The organism is Stappia sp. ES.058 (assembly GCF_900105595.1).
In the GTDB taxonomy this organism is placed as follows: domain Bacteria; phylum Pseudomonadota; class Alphaproteobacteria; order Rhizobiales; family Stappiaceae; genus Stappia.
In genome coordinates this window covers 2,274,427-2,290,298 of sequence record NZ_LT629784.1, presented here as the reverse complement: position 1 = coordinate 2,290,298, position 15,872 = coordinate 2,274,427, and the positions used below count along the sequence as shown (strand labels likewise).

Below are 15,872 nucleotides of genomic sequence, written 5' to 3'. Positions count from 1 at the left end.
ATGGCCGGGAACTGCAGCGCAGTCTTTGACGCCCTCGTCATAGGGGGAGGCGTGATCGGAGCGGCGGCCGCTGCCGAAATTGCCAATCTCGGCCATACGGTCGCATTGGTTGACCGCAGCTGTATCGGGAGCGCCGGCGCAACTGCCCGGTCCGGAGGGATCCTGCGCACGTATGATCGTGATCCCGTGATCCGGGAATTCACGCGCATGTCGATGAAACACATGGCCCGATCCCGGGTCGGCCGGGCCTATGCGTCGACCATTGCGCGAACGGGTGTCTATCTTGTTCCCGATTCAGCCGTTGAGGTCGACGAACTGACGTCCGGGGGGCTCCGTCTCGTGAGCCGCCGGCAGGCGGCGGAGGCAACCGGTTTTATCACCCCTGACGGGCAGGGCCCTGTGATATGGGAGCCCGAGGGCGGGTACGGCAATGCACGCTCGAGTGCCCGCGCCGTGGTGTTCAAGACCGGTCTGGATATCACCGTTGTGGAGAATGCCGGCCCCCTCCGGATCGAAGAGGGCGCGTCGGAAGTGACGCTTCGGTTCGCCTTTGGCGATCTTCGCTCCCGCTACATCGTCGTCGCGGGTGGCGCCTGGACGGCTGGCATTGTCCGCGATGTCCCGATACGGGCCCGGTCGGTTCCGCAGGTGCGGATGGTCGTCGAACAACAGCAGTTGCCCTGTCCGGTGATCGACTTTCGCGCCGGTTCCTATCTAGTGCCTCTCGGCGGTCGGCTTATCGGCGTGGGAGCCGGGTGCCGATCGGAAGCGGAGACGGTCGAAGGCCTGACATGGCCTGCCGAAGCGATTCTCGCCGACGGCTGTGCGAAATTTGCTGAAATTGCCGGGACCCCGCGACTGGCGACCGCTTTCGATATCGTTGAAGGCCATGACGCTTATTCGGCCGACGACAGACCGGTCATTGGTCGGCTGGGGCAGCGGCGTGTGTTCGTGGCGACCGGGTTTGCCGGCATCGGATACAAGCTGGCGCCCGGAGCCGGACTGGTGGTGGCTCAACTCGTCCATGAGGCGCTGACCGACAAACCTATGGACGCAACGGCTGACTGGTTCGCCCGTGCCCTGAAACCCGACCGCTTCGCCCGACGGATGCCGGTGGAGCTGGACGCAACGCAGGGGGCGGCATGAAGGTCGGGATCAGCGCGCTTTTCGATCCTCAAGCAACAGCGCACGCCCGCACGCTCGAAAGGGCACTCGCCGTTGCTCGGGACAAGGTGCCCGGCGCCGGGCGACTGGCGTTCGACCGGGTCGACGACGGCGCGACCGCCAACGGCGCGGAGCAGGCGGCGCGGCAGTTGATCGGCCATGACATCGATGCCCTGATCGGGCCCTTCGGATCGGATGCAGTCGTCGGCGCGCTCCACCTCTATGTCGCCGCCGGCATCCCGGTGTTCCTGCCTGCCGCGACCATTGACTTGGGCGCGCTGCCCGAGGGGGTGTTTCGCCTTTGTCCCAACGACCGGGCGATTGCACAGGCCATCCTCGACAGAATTCGCGAGCGAGGATTTCAAACGATCCGTGTGCTGTCCGATGGGTCGCCCCATTACCTGGCTCTGAAGTCGAAGGTTGAACGTCTGCTGGCGACCGCAGCCGTGTCGACAGACGATATCGTCCCGGCTCAGCATCCGATGGCCACGGTTTTTCTCGGGCGGCTGGAAGCATCGCGGGACTGGCTTCGTGGTTTTCGCCAAGGGGGAGAAGCCGAACCAGTGCTGTTTTCCGACGATGCCGCCGATCCGTCGGTAACACGCGAGCTGACGTCCATGGGTGACGTCGAAGCCCTCGCGGTTCCTGATTCAAGAGATCTGGAGGGTGCCCGGCCGTTTGCTGCGCATCATCGAAATCTCTTCGGTGAAGAGCCTGGAACATACTTTCACGAAGTGATCGCCGCCGTTCAGCTCGTCGCCAATCTGGCTCTGCGCCGCGCGGCGCAATCCGCCCGATCCGTTCCTCCCTGTTTTGACGGCGTGCCGACAGTCTTTGGCCCGGCCCGGTTTGTAGGCGGGGAAAACGAGAGAGCGACACTCGTCTGGAAAAACCTCGGCGCGGCGTCAACCGGCGTGGTGTTTTCACAGGAGGCCCGGTCATGATCAACCGGCTCACGGCATTCCTGGGCGACGAGAATTTTCTTGCCCTGCCCTGGCCCGAACAGCCGGCGCCCTACCTCAAGCTTGAAAGTCTGAACCCCGCCGGTTCGATCAAGTTCAAAACCGCGCTGGGCTTGATTGAAGACTGCGAAGCGAAAGGGGTGCTCGCGAATGGAAAACGGCTGATTGAATCTTCCTCGGGAAATCTCGGCGTTGCAGTCAGCATGATCTGCGCGGCACGCGGCTACGACTTCACATGTGTGGTCGACCCGAACACAAGCCGACAGAACATCCGGCGAATGAAGGTCTTTGGCGCGTCCATCGTCGAAGTCACCACGCCGGACGCCAACGGCGGCTTTCTGGGCTCGCGCATCGACCACATCCGTTTGTTGATCGACCGCGATCCGCGCTATCACTGGATCAATCAATATGCCAACGAGGCCAATCCGCGCATTCATCGCGACACGACCGGCCTATCGATCGACCGGTCTTTCGACAAGCTCGACTATGTATTCATCGGTGCTGGCACGACAGGCACGCTGATGGGCTGTGTCGCGCGGCTGAGCCGACGCAGACCGGCGCCCAGGATCGTCGCTGTCGACAGCGTCGGCTCGGTGACATTGGGATCCCCTCCCGGACCGCGCCATATTCCGGGGCTTGGGGCGAGCCGGCAGCCGCCGCTGTTCGACCCGGCCGGTCTGTATGCGATTGCACTCGTTCCCGAAAGCGTCGCCATTGCGAACTGCCGATATCTTGCGCGGCGCCAGGGCATCCTCGCCGGCGGGTCCACCGGGTCCGTGCTGGCGGCGATCCGCGCATTCCAGGCGAGTTTTTCCCCGGACGATGTCGTGGTCGCGATCGCTCCGGACGGGGGCGAGCCGTATCTCGATACCATCTACGACGACGACTGGGTGCAGGATCGCTTCGGCAGCGATGCGCTCATTCCCTCGCTTGGTCCGCCTGACGCGGGACAAGTCGTGGTTCGGCAATTCGGACCGAAAAAAATTTCAGAGGTTTGCCATGACTGAAGTTCACATTATTCCCGGCGCGGTGGTTGTCCGTGCGCTGAACGCGCTGGGCGATCGTGTGGTCGACATTGTCGCGGAAACCTACCGCCTGCACGCAAACGGTGGAACCGTTAATCCAAGCAGCCAGTTTCTGCGCTTTCCTAACGAAGAGCGCAATCGGATTATCGCCTTGCCCGCAGCGCTGCGCGACGATGCCCCCATCAGCGGAATCAAGTGGATCGCGAGTTATCCCGACAATATCGAGCAGAACGTCCCTCGGGCTTCAGCCGTGATGGTTCTCAATGACGCGCGAACCGGCTTGCCTCTGGCCTTCCTGGAGGCGGCCGGGATCAGCGCCCAGCGGACGGCGGCTTCCGCCGTTCTCGGGGCGCAGGTGCTGCAGCCGAGAGGCAGAAAATACCGCCGGATCGGCGTGGTGGGTGGCGGGGTCATCGCCAGAACGATTCTTAATCTTCTGTGCCAGCGTATCGGGTCTGTCGAAGAGATTGTCGTCTTTGACATCAATCGGGATAGCTGCGAAGCCTTGGTTCACCATGCTCAGACAGAACTCAGCAAGTCCGCAACGCCGGCTGATGATTACTCCAGCTGTTTCAGTTGCGATTTGGTGGTTCTCGCCACGTCTGCAACGAGTCCCTACATCGACCAGGTCGACCTTTTGCGACCGGATCAGGTTGTCCTCAACATCTCGCTCAGAGACTTGGCACCGGATCTCATCCTGGCCGGCTGGAACATCGTCGACGATGTCGAACAATGCCTGAAGGCCGGCACCTCGCCGGATCTCGCCGCCCGTGAAGTGGGGCACCGTCGTTTCATAGCGGGCACAATCGCGGATGTAATCGACGGCCGGATCAGTCCACCCGAAGGCAAAGCGAGAATATTCTCGCCCTTCGGTTTGGGTATTCTCGATCTGGCGGTGGCTCGCGAGGTGCTCGGCTTTGCGCGACAGGCTGAGGGAGTGATAACGGTCAGCGACTTCATCGGTGAGACCGCCCGCTGGGGAGGGGCACGATGAAAGTGTCGGTCAATCCGTCGGAGTTGCGCGTCGGAATTGTCGGATTTGGCCCTCGGGGTCTGATCGTTCTGGAGCGAATGGTTGCCTTCGCCCGCAAGCACCGGCAACGTTCGGTCAAGGTCTTCGTGTACGATCGCAACGAGCCCGGGGTCGGGATCCACTCGCCGGCTCAACCGGGCTATCTCAAACTCAATACCGTGGCCGGCCAGGTGACCATGTTTCCCGGCGACATCGGGGCGGAGGACGGTGTCCCGTGGCATGGGGCATCCCTGTTCGACTGGTGCAAACGGAACGGCACATGCATTGCCGAAGATCATGCGCCGGGCGGGACACCGCCAAGGCCTGTTGAGGCGGCGGATTTCCTTCCTCGTCGTATTCTGGGAGATTACCTCGCCTGGTTCACGGATGAGGTATTGCGGCGGGCCCCGCCCTCAATGAACATCGCGATCCACCGGACGAAGATCATAGGCTTGCGCCGGCCTCCGGGCGAAAAGGTAACCGAACTGGTTAGCGAAGGCGGTGCGGCGGTGTCCGTCGATCATACGTTCATCACGACCGGCCACGGTATCGATCACGCCGGCGACTGCATCGAACCGCCCGATGCCGTCATTCCTGCATATCCGGTATCGCGAGCTCTGCAGCGGGTGCGCGAGAAAGAAGAGGTGCAGATCCTGGGGGTCGGTCTTTCCGCAATGGACCTGATGGCCGGTGTCATCGATCTCTGGGGCGGACAGTTCGAAAATCGTCGGGACGGGACGATAAACTACATTGCCTCCGGAAATGAAGGGCGGCTGGAATTCATTACACGCAGCGGTCTTCCGTATCGTGGCCGGCCGATGCTTCGTGGGGACAGGCATGCCCGGCCCGGCCTGATCTTCAATGAAAAGGCGCTCGATGCGCTTGAACAGCGCTACGGTGCAGGTCGGGTCGACTTCGATGCACATGTGGAACCGCTCATTCATGCCGAGATGTTTTCCGCATATCGTGCGACACGGGAGGCGGATCCCAAGGTTGCGCTCGCGTTTGCCGAGACTTGGAAGCGGGATGCTCGGGGGGATCATCTTGCAATCGACGGAATGGCGGGGACGCTTTCGATCCGAGTGCGGAGCTGCTGCTATCAGCGCCACCGGAGTACCTCGTTAGCGGTCATCAACAGTGGTTCCGCGAATTCCTGCGCGCTGATATCCGTGCGTGCCGCAGAGGTCTTTCCCGAGATCCGTGCAAAGCGGCCCTGGAAGTCTGGCGAGACCTTCGCGAGACGATCCGTCGCGTCATCGATCGCGGCCTGCTTAGCGCGTCGTCCCATCGGCGATTCTTCGATGAAAAGGCACCCATGATCAATCGGCTTGTCGCCGGTCCACAGGTCGAACGGATCGAGGAATTGGCCTGCCTGATCGACGCGGGGATCGCAACGATCCAAATCGCGGATCCGAAAGTAGCCGGACGCGACGCTCTCCGGGTGCGACCCGCTCATGTTTTTGCCGGCCATGTCCCGGCCAGCGGTGTTTCGCGTCGCGACAGCGGATTGTTCGCCAGCATGCAGGCAGGCGGCCTGATACGGGTTTCGGAGTCCGCCGATAGGCATGACGGGCCCGCCGTCACGCCGGGAGGTCGGGTTATCCGGCCCGATGGTTCGGTCGACCCTCACCTTTGGATTTTCGGTCCTTCAGTGGAGGGGTCCTCATACTACAACCATTACGTGCCATCGCCCGGGGGGTACGGCCGCGCACAGTGGGATGCCCACAATGCGGTCAAATGCTGTTTCCGGGGATCCGAAGCAGTCGGGGCGGCCGCAACAGCGGATGTTTCCCGGCCAAGACACATTGAACTGTGAAAGCCGCGGAAATCTCCCTGGCGGCACTCCTTCGATGTCTGCCGGGTCAGCATCTTTTCAAATCGGAACACCGCATGTGCCGGCCAAAGCGAAAACTTCGTTGCCGCATCCTGACGCACGCGTCGGTGGGAGTGCCCGGAAGTCGATCTGCGGCCACGGCGAACCGCATGTTTCATGCGGATGCTGCAGTTTTCGTGAGGGGAGTGCCTTGTGCAGACGGGATCAGCGATGTCTGAGGGCAGGATTTACAGGCTCGGTGATATCCGGCTCGCGTCAGGGCACCTGCTGACGGATGCCCAGCTCGTCTATGAGACCTGGGGACGCCTCAACGGCAACCGGGATAATGTCATACTCATTCCGACTTTCTTCACCGGGTGCCATCGGCGCAGCGCCGGTTACATCGAAAGCATGCCGGCACTCGATCCCGACCGATACTTTATCGTGTCGATCAACATGTTCGGCAATTCGCTGTCGACCTCGCCAAGCAACGTCCCGCCATCTGCCTCTGGAGACGGGTTTCCTGTCGTTTCCCTGCAGGACAATGTGGAGTGCCAAGCGGAGCTGCTCAGGTCGGAGTTCGGAATAACTCGGCTGCGCCTCGTTATGGGATGGTCGATGGCAGCTTGCCAGGCCTTCCAGTGGGCGGTGCAGTTTCCCGACTTGGTCGACGCGATCCTGCCGATCTGCGGCACCGCGAGGACGTCCGCTTATACGAAGGTGCAGATCGACGGCCTGGGCGCCATCCTCGGGCCGGTGTGGCGCGATGACGGAAGGACGGATGTCCTGGAAGGCGCAGACCTTGGGGCGTTCGGCCGGGTTTATGCCGGCTGGGCTTTTTCCCGCGAGTTCTTTACTCGAAAAACCTACACGTCGCTTGGCTATTCATCTCCCCGGCACCTGCTGGATGACTGGGAACAGGATCATCTAGCCTGGCACCCGGGCGACCTGGCGTCGATGCTCAGGACCTGGCGCGTCTTCGACATTGCAGACACCCCGGAGTTCCGGGGCGACCTCGACAAGGCTCTCGCCTCGATCATGGCGCGCGCCGTGATCGTGCCTTGTACGACCGACCTGTTTTTCGCGGTTGCAGACAGTGTGCAAGCGGTTGCCGGCATGCGCAAAGCCACCCTCAAGCCCTACGCGTCGGACTGGGGCCATTGCGTTGCACTGCCGGGCCGCAATCCGGCATTCACCGCATTCCTCAACGCCATACTCATCGATCTGCTTGGTCCGGACGATCCGTCCTAGCCGAAACCGAACCCATGTCCGCTCAAGTCAGGGAAGAACACATGACGCCGAAGCTTGTTATGAACTCATATGAAGGCAAACGCTTGCTCGCCCTGGTGCGGGACGGCGATTATGCGCATGCGGGCGGCGTCGCGGGCATCGAGGTCGGGATGGCCGATATTCCCAAGGATCCAAAACGCCGAATACTCGATGCCGGATGCGGACGTGGGGGGACCGGCGCATATCTGAAGGCGCATGGTTGGGGCGACGTCGTCGGCTTCGATATCGAGGCCAGTTCGATCGAGGAAGCGACCCGCAGGTTTCCTCACATTTCATTTCATGCCTGCAGTGTTGAGGAGGCGGTCAATTGCCTGAACGGCAGTTTCGATCTGATTGTCCTTTTCAATGTTTTCCATGCGCTGCCGGATCAGCGCGCGGGGCTGGCAGCGCTTGCAAAACTCGCGGCGTCTTCGGGTCAGATTGTCGTCTTCGACTATGTTGACCTGGGGGGATACTGGCGTTCCCCGGTGATGGAAAACGACATCTCCTTTCTGGGGACGCCTTTCGTCTGGTCCGATATTGACCGCCTGTATTCAGATGGTGGCTGGAGCATTCGCAGTGCCCGGCGGATCGATGAAGAATACGAACGCTGGTACGCCGACCTTGTGGTGCAGATCGATGAAAAGCGTTCTCAGATCGAAGACGTGTGTGGACCGGGCTGGTACGACCATGCCCGCGGGCTTTATGCAGGAACCCTCGAGACAATTCGCAATGGAATGGTTGGCGGTGTCGTGATTCATGCCGAACGGGAAGACCGCCCGTTCGCATGATCAGATCCTCATCGGCCGCCAGGCATGGCCTGTCTGTCACGGGCCATCCGCATTTTCCTCAGCTGTTTGCGAATGCGCCGCAACCGGCGCGTCACGGATTCTGCCTTCGTATCCCGAAGGGTCGAGGCGGGCGGCAGATTGGACCGTCGCGCTGTAAACCGCCAGAAACGCACCGGCAATGTAGATCATCAAACCGGCGAGGGTCGCAGCCGAATAATCGACACGTCCGTCGAAGAGCTGCATTCCGAAGACCATGACCGGCCCCAGTGCGGTCATGGCCGTAATGGTCGATGCCGGAACGAGCGGCACGGCTTTCTGGACCAGGTAAAGCGGAAAGGCGATGACGAGCAGGCCGATCATAACGATCACGGCCAGGTCCACCGGTGCGCTGGCAGTCCCTTTGTCGTCCAATCCCCAAAGAAAGGCCGCGCTCGCCAGCAAGGTGTAAAGGATGAAACGAAGACCGAACTGTGCGAGCGGACCCACACCATTCCGGTTGAGGCGAACCGAATACAGGATCACGAAGGCGGTGCATGCCCCCGACAGGGCGGAAAGGCCGACACCTAGCAAGGCCGTCAAAGCACCGCCACGAACGAAACCGGAAAGACCGAACGTCGTGATTGCCGCCAGAAAAAGGATGGAAATCAAGATCAGCAGGTTGCCGTAACGCGTGAGCCGTCGCTTCGGACCGGCGGCTTCGGGCAAGCCTGTCCAAGCACCGATGACTGTGCCGAGAGGCACCATGCCGGAAAAGACGGTAAAGACCACTGCCGGCTCGATAAGCTGCACCGCGAAGAAATAGGTCGTCCACGTCAAGGCCGCATACAGGTTCAGGACAAGAACAATTCTCCACGCTCGCACGGACGCAATCAGCTCGATCGGTCTTCGTATCGCCGTTGCAAGGGTGCACCCGGCGACAGAGATGCCAAACACCCACATTCCCACCAGGAAGGAATCCACATTCTGGAATACGGAGCCGAGATAAACCGCCTGGAACGCTTCGAGCGAAACGAAAGACAGACAGCAGAACAGGCCGATCTGAAAGCGCGACATATATGAAATTTCCCCAATTTCTGAATACTCTATGGAAAAGTCGCGCAGGATACGGTTGAAATCTGAGGTATTATGGAGAAATATTGCAACCGACATGGACGCACTTGATATCCGGATCGTGGAGGCTCTTCAGCGGCGAGGCGATCTGACACACGCCGAGCTGGCCGAAACGGTCAATTCCACTTCGTCGACCTGTCTTCGGCGTGTCCGCGTTCTTCAGGAATCGGGCGTTCTGACAGCAAATGTCTATGTTGCCGATGCGGCGCGGCTCGGGCGACCGGTCATGGCTGTGATTACGGCGACAACGAAAGAGAACACCCGCGCGGATCGGGAAAAACTGGCCTCATGCATACGTGCGGAGCCATCCATATCTTGCGCCTGGGGAGTGACCGGTGAGGTCGATGCGGTGCTCTTCGGCCATTTCAGAGACATGGCTGAGTATCAAGAAGTTTGCGACCGGATTTTTGATGATGTCGGCAGTGTCGTTCGCTACACGACTCACTTCGTGTCCGAGACCTACAAGTCTGAGACGGCTATATCTGTGGATGTGGTGCAAAGTATGCTGGACTAAAGACTTTCGCGAAAAATAATTCTACGCTGTGATTTGCCTTGAACATTTATTTTAGATGAAATTTTTCATTGAAGCTGAAATTCATCTTCCGATCTGGATACGGATCGTCGGATGAACGACGCAAAAGAGCGTGAAGCTGGGACAGTTCAAGGGCTGGACCAGGAGCACCAAACGGCCAAATTCCGCGTGGCCTGCTCTGATCCCTGAAAACTTCGACGCCTTTTAAGTCTTCGTTTCGTCTCCCGGCCGGGAAGTTACATCGCGAAACTCCGACCACGAACGCAGCGATTTTCGGGTATGAGAGCAAGGCATCAAGTACTCTCGGTTAGGTGTTTGGTTCAGACCGCTGGCTGCGGTCGGCTCCGCTTGCGGCACACTCGTCCCAGATTTTCCTGACAGCTCAATTTCAACGCATGGACGGTGGGCGCATTGGGTGGTGTTGACCCTCCAGTTGCTGGAAGCGTTCTCGTGGCAGGGACCCGGTCTGGCGCCGCCGGCCAGGCGCGGCGCGCATCAGCCCTTGCGCCGGGGGAACTTTCGACGCTGAAAGTTCTTTGCGATCCAAAGGGCAACAAATGGAGGCAAGGATGAACTATGGTCGATTCTTTGCGATGATTGCCACGTCGACGGTGGTGATGTTCGGGCTGATGTACCTGAATACCTATCTCGTCGATCACGCGTTCTGGTCAGAGACGCGCGCCTATATGGCCATCGTCATGGGCGCGACGATGGCGGCCATCATGCTCGCCTACATGCTTTCGATGTATACGAACCGCTCCTTGAACGTCGCCATCTTCGCTGGTTCCATTATCGTTTTTGCCGCCGCGCTCTGGCTGGTGCGCAGCCAGGTGACCGTCGGGGATCGCAGTTTCATGAGCGCGATGATCCCGCATCATTCCATCGCGATCATGACCTCAAGTCGCGCCAACATCTCCGATACGCGGGTGCGAACCCTGGCCGACGACATCATCTATGCCCAGGACAAGGAGATCGCCGAAATGCGGTATCTGATCGCGGACATCGATGCCAACGGGCTGCGATCGTCCGCAACGACAAGCCAACCGGCCATGCTCGTCACTGCCGAGGACGCGCTTTCCAGCGAAACCGTGTCGAAGGTCGATCCTGAATTCCTGTCCGATGAAGAGATCGCAACGGTTTTTTCCGGTGCCGGGAGCCCCTGTCATTTTACCTAAACGCAGGATAGTCCGCCCGTTCTGGTCGTCGGGGAGACCGCGCGCGGGCCGGTTGCGCTCGTCAAGATCAGCGGGGACCTTGTGCGCCTTGGAGCGCAAGAGGCGGACACGAACGGCGCCGGCTTCGAAGCGGGTCCCCTTTCCGCCAATCTCCTTCCGACAGGAGACGAAGGTCTTTTCGATCTGATCGTGACTGCGGGCCCCGAGTACCGGGCTGGGTTCCGGGGCCAATATGCCTGTGCAAAGCAATAGGAGATGGCAATGACGAAAAGCAAACCTGACATTGCGCGGCTCTACAGGATGGTCATGCCGGACCACCTTTGCCCTTTCGGGTTGAAGACCAAGGATCTTTTGGAACGTCAGGGCTTCTCGGTGGAAGACCACCCGCTGACGACCCGCGAAGAGACTGAAGCCTTCATGGAGGAGCATGCGGTGGAGACGACACCGCAGGTCTTTATCGGTGGCAAGCGGATCGGTGGCTATGAGGAGCTGCGAGTGCACCTCGGCGTTGATCCGCCCTTCGAGGAGCAAAGCGATACCAGCTACAAACCGGTCATCGCGATTTTCTCCGTCGCGGCCCTGCTCGCGCTGGGCCTGTCGTTTCACCAGTATGGAACCGTCCTCAGCGTGCGGGCGGTCGAGTGGTTCATCTCGCTGTCGATGACGATCCTGGCTGTTCAGAAACTGCAGGATGTCGAGAGCTTTTCGACCATGTTCCTGAACTACGACCTGCTGGCCCGTCGTTGGGTGCCCTATGGCAGTGTCTATCCCTTTGGGGAGGCGCTCGCCGGCATCCTGATGACCGCCGGCGTACTCGTCTGGATCTCGGCACCGATCGCCCTGTTCATCGGCACGATCGGCGCAATCAGCGTCTTCAAGGCCGTCTACATCGACCGACGCAAGCTCAAATGCGCCTGCGTCGGCGGCGCCACGTCCGTGCCGCTCGGTTTTGTTTCCCTGACGGAAAACCTCATGATGATGGCGATGGGGATCTGGATGCCGCTGCGGTCTTTCTTGCTCTGATCCACGTGATCTGACTTGACCTTCCGGTGGCTGGAGGATGCCAGCCTCCGGATAATGCGGCGCATCTTCGAGGTCTCCGATGAAGCCGGAACCATTGTCTTCCAGGAGCGAAGAGCATGTCGGACTATACAAAAGACAGCATTACCCTTCCAGGCGCTGTTGCCATGGGGACCGGTGTCATGATCGGGGCGGGCATTCTCGCCCTTACCGGACAGATGGCGGAACTGGCTGGGCCGCTGTTTCCGCTCTCGTTCGTGGCCGGCGCGATCGTCACGGCCTTCAGCGCCTACACCTACATCAAGATGTCCAATGCCTATCCCTCGGCCGGCGGCATCGCGATGATCCTCGCCAAGGCCTATGGGCCGACCACTGTCGCGGCAGGGGCGTCGCTGTTGATGGCGCTGTCGATGGTCATCAACGAAAGCCTCGTCGCACGGACATTCGCATCCTATACACTGCGCGGGTTCGGAGTGGAACCCGGCGGCTGGCCGGTGCCTTTGCTTGGCGTAGGATTGATCGTGTTCGCCTGGTTGGTGAACGTGTCCGGCAACCGCTCAGTCGGACTGTTCTCGATCCTGATGGCGGTTTTGAAAGTGGGCGGTATCGCTGTGTTCGGTGTGTCCGCTCTCTGGGTCGGCGGGTTCAGCTTCGAGGCCACGAGCGGCGAAAGCGAACCTGGCGGAGTTCTCGCCTCTGTCGCGTTGGCGATCCTCGCATTCAAGGGGTTTACGACGATCACCAACAGTGGTGCCGAGATCACCGAGCCGCATCGCAATGTCGGGCGCGCGATTATCTTCTCGATCCTGATCTGCGTTGTCGTCTACCTGCTTGTGGCCTTTGCTGTCGGTTCGAGCTTGCCGCTGGACCGCATCATCGATGCAAAGGACTATGCGCTGGCCGAGGCTGCCGAGCCGTCGCTGGGTCAGATCGGCTTCTACCTCACCGTCGCGCTTGCGATCGTTGCGACGGCTTCGGGTCTGATCGCCAGCGTCTTTGCGGTGTCGCGCATGCTGGCGATGCTCACCGACATGCAGCTCATCCCGCACCGTCATTTCAAGATGCCCGGCAAAATTCAGGATCACACGCTGGTCTATACGGTGGTTGTGGCCGCGGTGCTCACGATCTTCTTCGACCTCAACCGGATTGCGTCACTCGGCGTGTTCTTCTATCTCGTGATGGATGTCCTTATTCATTGGGGTGTTTTCCGGAATCTGCGCCATGAAATCGAGGCTCGCGGGTGGATCCTGCTGATCGCAATCGCCTTCGATGCGATCGTGCTTTCCGCTTTCGCCGCCATGAAATGGCGGACGGATCCGACAATCGTGGTGATTGCGGTCTTGGGCATGGTCTCGGTTTTTCTATTCGAGGGCGTGTTTTTGCGACGCAATCCGCCGGCCAAACAGCATGATCACCACCGCCCGTGACCGGCCGCTTTGCGCGCCGGCATATCGGAATAGAGAACAGGGCAGGCCTTGACCTTCCCGTGACTGGAGGGAGCAGATTGGCCGTCAAGTCAGATTGGAGTCTGAAATGACGCAGGATGCGCACCGCCATCACCACGATCACACCGATGAAAGTTGCGGCCACACGCAAACCCGTACCAACTCGGATGAAGCCGGTGTGAAGGATCCGGTTTGCGGGATGTCCGTCACCCCGGGGCCTGAGGCCTGGTCGCGAGACTATGGCGGCGAGACCTATTATTTCTGCTCTGAGGGCTGCCGGACGAAATTCGACGCGGACCCGTATTTCTATGCCTCCGGCAATGCCGCGAAGGTAGAGAAGGCGGCAGCGCCGGGCGCGCAATGGACCTGCCCGATGCACCCCGAGTTCGTCAGCGACGAGCCCGGCGCCTGCCCGATCTGCGGCATGGCGCTGGAGCCGATGGTGCCGTCGGACGAGCCGAGCGAGGAACTGACGGACTTCACCCGTCGTCTTTGGATCAGCGCCGTCGCGGCGGTGCCGCTGGTGATCCTCACCATGGGCGAGGCGGTTGGTATCCCGGTGCGCGACTGGATTGGCCATCAGTTCGCGGTTTATCTCGAGTTCCTGCTCGCCACGCCCATCGTGTTGTGGGCGGCCTTGCCGTTCTTCCAGCGCGGGGTGAGCTCTGTTGTCAATCGCGCGCCCAACATGTGGACGCTGATTTCGCTCGGCGTTGGCGCCGCCTATCTCTATTCGCTTGTCGCGACATTTCTGCCGGGGGTCTTTCCGGATCAGTATCGGGGGATCGGCGGCATGGTCGGAACCTATTTCGAGGCTGCCGTGGTGATCGTGACGCTGATTTTTGTCGGCCAGGTTCTCGAACTGAGGGCCCGCGAGCGCACAGGCGATGCGATCAAGTCGCTGATGAATCTGGCGCCCAAGACGGCGCGACGCATTTTGCCAGACGGATCCGAATATGATGCTCCTTTGGAAAACATCGTCGCGGGCGATCTCTTGCGCGTGCGTCCCGGCGACAGTGTCCCGGTCGATGGTGAGGTGGTGGAGGGGCGCTCGTCTGTCGACGAGAGCATGATCACGGGCGAGCCGGTTCCGATCGAAAAGACGGTCGGAGACCGGGTGACCGGCGGGACGATCAACAAGAACGGTACGCTGGCGATCCGCGCGACAGATGTCGGTGCTGAAACCGTGCTGGCGCAGATCGTCGATATGGTGGCGGGAGCTCGCCGGTCCAAGGCGCCAATCCAGGGCCTTGCCGATCGCGTTTCCGAAATCTTCGTGCCGACGGTTGTCGGCGTCGCCATTCTCGCCTTCGTTGCCTGGCTTGTGATGGGACCGAGCCCGGCCTTCGTCTTTGCCATCGCGGCGGCTGTTTCTGTCCTGATCATCGCCTGTCCCTGTGCGCTTGGACTGGCGACACCGATCTCGATTACGACAGCCGCTGGCCGAGGTGCTCAGGCCGGCGTTCTGATCAAGGATGCGGAGGCGCTTGAACGTATGGCGCGCGTCGATACGCTTGTCGTCGACAAGACCGGAACACTGACCGAGGGCAAGCCGAGGCTGACCGAGGTGATCGCTTTGAAGGCGGGGGCCGAAGACGATGTGCTTGCAAGCGCCGCCGCGCTCGAGCGGGGCTCGGAGCATCCTTTGGCCGATGCGATCATCGGGGGGGCGGAAGAGCGGGGACTGACCATGGCCAAGGTCTTGGAGTTCGAGGCCGTGACCGGCAAGGGGGTGACGGGGCGGGTCGAGGACCGCTCGATCGCGCTTGGCAATCTCGGCCTGATGCAATCGCTTGGAATTGAAACGACGGATGCCGACGACACCGCCGATGCCTTGCGGTCGGAAGGAAAGACGGCGATGTATGTCGCCCTCGACGGGCGGCTTGCCGGACTGGTTGCGGTCGCCGATCCGATCAAGGAGACGACGGAGGCGGCGATCCGCGAACTGCACAGGCAGGGCCTGCGCGTCATCATGGCGACCGGCGACAACCAGCGCACGGCAGACGCCGTTGCGGCGAAGCTCGGCATCGACGAGGTGCGCGCCGGCGTGTTGCCTGAAGACAAGAAGATCCTGGTGGACGAGTTGCGCGATCAAGGCGCACGCATCGCCATGGCCGGCGATGGCGTGAACGATGCGCCGGCGCTCGCGGCGGCGGATGTCGGTATCGCCATGGGCACCGGCGCCGATGTCGCGGTTGACAGTGCGGGCTTGACGCTTCTCGCCGGCGACCTGTCCGGCATCGTGCGGGCTCGCATTCTGGCGAAGGCGACCCTCCGGAACATCAAGCAGAACCTGTTCTTCGCCTTTTTCTACAATGCGGTCGGTGTCCCGATCGCGGCTGGTGCGCTCTATCCGGTGTTCGGCCTGCTGTTGTCGCCAATGGTCGCGGCGGCGGCCATGTCGCTCTCCTCCGTATCGGTGATCGGCAACGCATTGAGGCTGCGGCGTTTGAAGCTCTGATCTCAGTGGTCCGTTGTTCACGGCCTTCCGACGGCTCAGGGGCCGGGCATATATGGCCTCATCCGGACCGGCTGCTTTTCGAGATCATGTGGC

13 protein-coding genes are annotated in these 15,872 nt (G+C 60.9%); 12 read left to right on the top strand and 1 reads right to left on the bottom strand.

Going from position 1 to position 15,872, the window contains the following annotated elements; translation table 11 throughout:
* The 7 genes from BLU32_RS10525 (at position 1) to BLU32_RS10490 (ending at position 8,036) form a co-directional block, all read left to right on the top strand.
* Positions 1-1,146, top strand: coding sequence for an FAD-binding oxidoreductase (locus BLU32_RS10525; protein WP_093806810.1), 1,146 nt, complete (start codon positions 1-3; stop codon positions 1,144-1,146).
* Between the two features lie 86 nt (positions 1,147-1,232).
* On the top strand, positions 1,233-2,108 hold the full coding sequence (locus BLU32_RS10520) for an ABC transporter substrate-binding protein (protein WP_157727622.1): 876 nt from the start codon (positions 1,233-1,235) through the stop codon (positions 2,106-2,108).
* Positions 2,105-3,133 (top strand): 2,3-diaminopropionate biosynthesis protein SbnA, encoded by a 1,029-nt coding sequence (gene sbnA, locus BLU32_RS10515; protein WP_093806806.1) that lies wholly within the window; start codon positions 2,105-2,107, stop codon positions 3,131-3,133. Before BLU32_RS10520 ends, sbnA begins: the two co-directional genes overlap by 4 nt.
* The gene (sbnB, locus tag BLU32_RS10510; protein WP_157727621.1) at positions 3,126-4,145 is read left to right on the top strand and encodes a 2,3-diaminopropionate biosynthesis protein SbnB; all 1,020 of its coding nucleotides are present in this window, start codon (positions 3,126-3,128) and stop codon (positions 4,143-4,145) included. Before sbnA ends, sbnB begins: the two co-directional genes overlap by 8 nt.
* A complete protein-coding gene (locus BLU32_RS10505) occupies positions 4,142-5,482 on the top strand; it encodes an FAD/NAD(P)-binding protein (RefSeq protein WP_093806802.1) in 1,341 nt (446 codons plus the stop codon). The genes sbnB and BLU32_RS10505 overlap by 4 nt, the downstream gene beginning before the upstream one ends.
* A 725-nt stretch (positions 5,483-6,207) precedes the next feature.
* Entirely contained in the window at positions 6,208-7,227 is a 1,020-nt protein-coding gene (locus tag BLU32_RS10495; protein WP_093806798.1) for an alpha/beta fold hydrolase, read from the top strand.
* A gap of 41 nt (positions 7,228-7,268) precedes the next feature.
* Entirely contained in the window at positions 7,269-8,036 is a 768-nt protein-coding gene (locus BLU32_RS10490; protein WP_157727620.1) for a bifunctional 2-polyprenyl-6-hydroxyphenol methylase/3-demethylubiquinol 3-O-methyltransferase UbiG, read from the top strand.
* A gap of 36 nt (positions 8,037-8,072) precedes the next feature.
* Here the strand turns inward: BLU32_RS10490 and BLU32_RS10485 are convergent, their stop codons facing one another.
* Positions 8,073-9,089 carry a DMT family transporter gene (locus BLU32_RS10485; protein ID WP_093806794.1) on the bottom strand — a complete coding sequence of 339 codons (1,017 nt, stop codon included), beginning with the start codon at positions 9,087-9,089 and terminating at the stop codon, positions 8,073-8,075.
* Between the two features lie 31 nt (positions 9,090-9,120).
* Here BLU32_RS10485 and BLU32_RS10480 point away from each other — a divergent pair, with 31 nt between their 5' ends.
* The 5 genes from BLU32_RS10480 (at position 9,121) to BLU32_RS10460 (ending at position 15,779) form a co-directional block, all read left to right on the top strand.
* Positions 9,121-9,660, top strand: a complete 540-nt coding sequence (locus BLU32_RS10480; RefSeq protein ID WP_244501829.1) for an Lrp/AsnC family transcriptional regulator — start codon at positions 9,121-9,123, stop codon at positions 9,658-9,660.
* A 587-nt stretch (positions 9,661-10,247) separates the two neighbouring features.
* Entirely contained in the window at positions 10,248-10,853 is a 606-nt protein-coding gene (locus BLU32_RS10475) for a DUF305 domain-containing protein (RefSeq protein WP_208977014.1), read from the top strand.
* Between the two features lie 261 nt (positions 10,854-11,114).
* Positions 11,115-11,876: a MauE/DoxX family redox-associated membrane protein gene (locus tag BLU32_RS10470; RefSeq protein WP_371326963.1), complete on the top strand. Its 762-nt coding sequence runs from the start codon at positions 11,115-11,117 to the stop codon at positions 11,874-11,876.
* Positions 11,877-11,992: 116 nt separating this feature from the next.
* Positions 11,993-13,300 carry an APC family permease gene (locus BLU32_RS10465; protein ID WP_093806790.1) on the top strand — a complete coding sequence of 436 codons (1,308 nt, stop codon included), beginning with the start codon at positions 11,993-11,995 and terminating at the stop codon, positions 13,298-13,300.
* Between the two features lie 106 nt (positions 13,301-13,406).
* Positions 13,407-15,779 carry a heavy metal translocating P-type ATPase gene (locus BLU32_RS10460; protein ID WP_093806788.1) on the top strand — a complete coding sequence of 791 codons (2,373 nt, stop codon included), beginning with the start codon at positions 13,407-13,409 and terminating at the stop codon, positions 15,777-15,779.
* The last annotated feature ends 93 nt before the right edge of the window (positions 15,780-15,872 follow it).

Excerpts from the sequence above, each read along its gene's own strand:
- BLU32_RS10505 (WP_093806802.1), top strand. The coding sequence starts at position 4,142 with ATGAAAGTGTCGGTCAATCCGTCGGAGTTGCGCGTCGGAATTGTCGGA.
- BLU32_RS10495 (WP_093806798.1), top strand. The coding sequence starts at position 6,208 with ATGTCTGAGGGCAGGATTTACAGGCTCGGTGATATCCGGCTCGCGTCA.
- BLU32_RS10475 (WP_208977014.1), top strand. The coding sequence starts at position 10,248 with ATGAACTATGGTCGATTCTTTGCGATGATTGCCACGTCGACGGTGGTG.
- BLU32_RS10470 (WP_371326963.1), top strand. The coding sequence starts at position 11,115 with ATGACGAAAAGCAAACCTGACATTGCGCGGCTCTACAGGATGGTCATG.
- BLU32_RS10490 (WP_157727620.1), top strand. The coding sequence starts at position 7,269 with ATGACGCCGAAGCTTGTTATGAACTCATATGAAGGCAAACGCTTGCTC.
- BLU32_RS10480 (WP_244501829.1), top strand. The coding sequence starts at position 9,121 with ATGGAAAAGTCGCGCAGGATACGGTTGAAATCTGAGGTATTATGGAGA.
- BLU32_RS10460 (WP_093806788.1), top strand. The coding sequence starts at position 13,407 with ATGACGCAGGATGCGCACCGCCATCACCACGATCACACCGATGAAAGT.
- BLU32_RS10485 (WP_093806794.1), bottom strand. The coding sequence starts at position 9,089 with ATGTCGCGCTTTCAGATCGGCCTGTTCTGCTGTCTGTCTTTCGTTTCG.
- sbnA (WP_093806806.1), top strand. The coding sequence starts at position 2,105 with ATGATCAACCGGCTCACGGCATTCCTGGGCGACGAGAATTTTCTTGCC.
- BLU32_RS10525 (WP_093806810.1), top strand. The coding sequence starts at position 1 with ATGGCCGGGAACTGCAGCGCAGTCTTTGACGCCCTCGTCATAGGGGGA.
- BLU32_RS10465 (WP_093806790.1), top strand. The coding sequence starts at position 11,993 with ATGTCGGACTATACAAAAGACAGCATTACCCTTCCAGGCGCTGTTGCC.
- sbnB (WP_157727621.1), top strand. The coding sequence starts at position 3,126 with ATGACTGAAGTTCACATTATTCCCGGCGCGGTGGTTGTCCGTGCGCTG.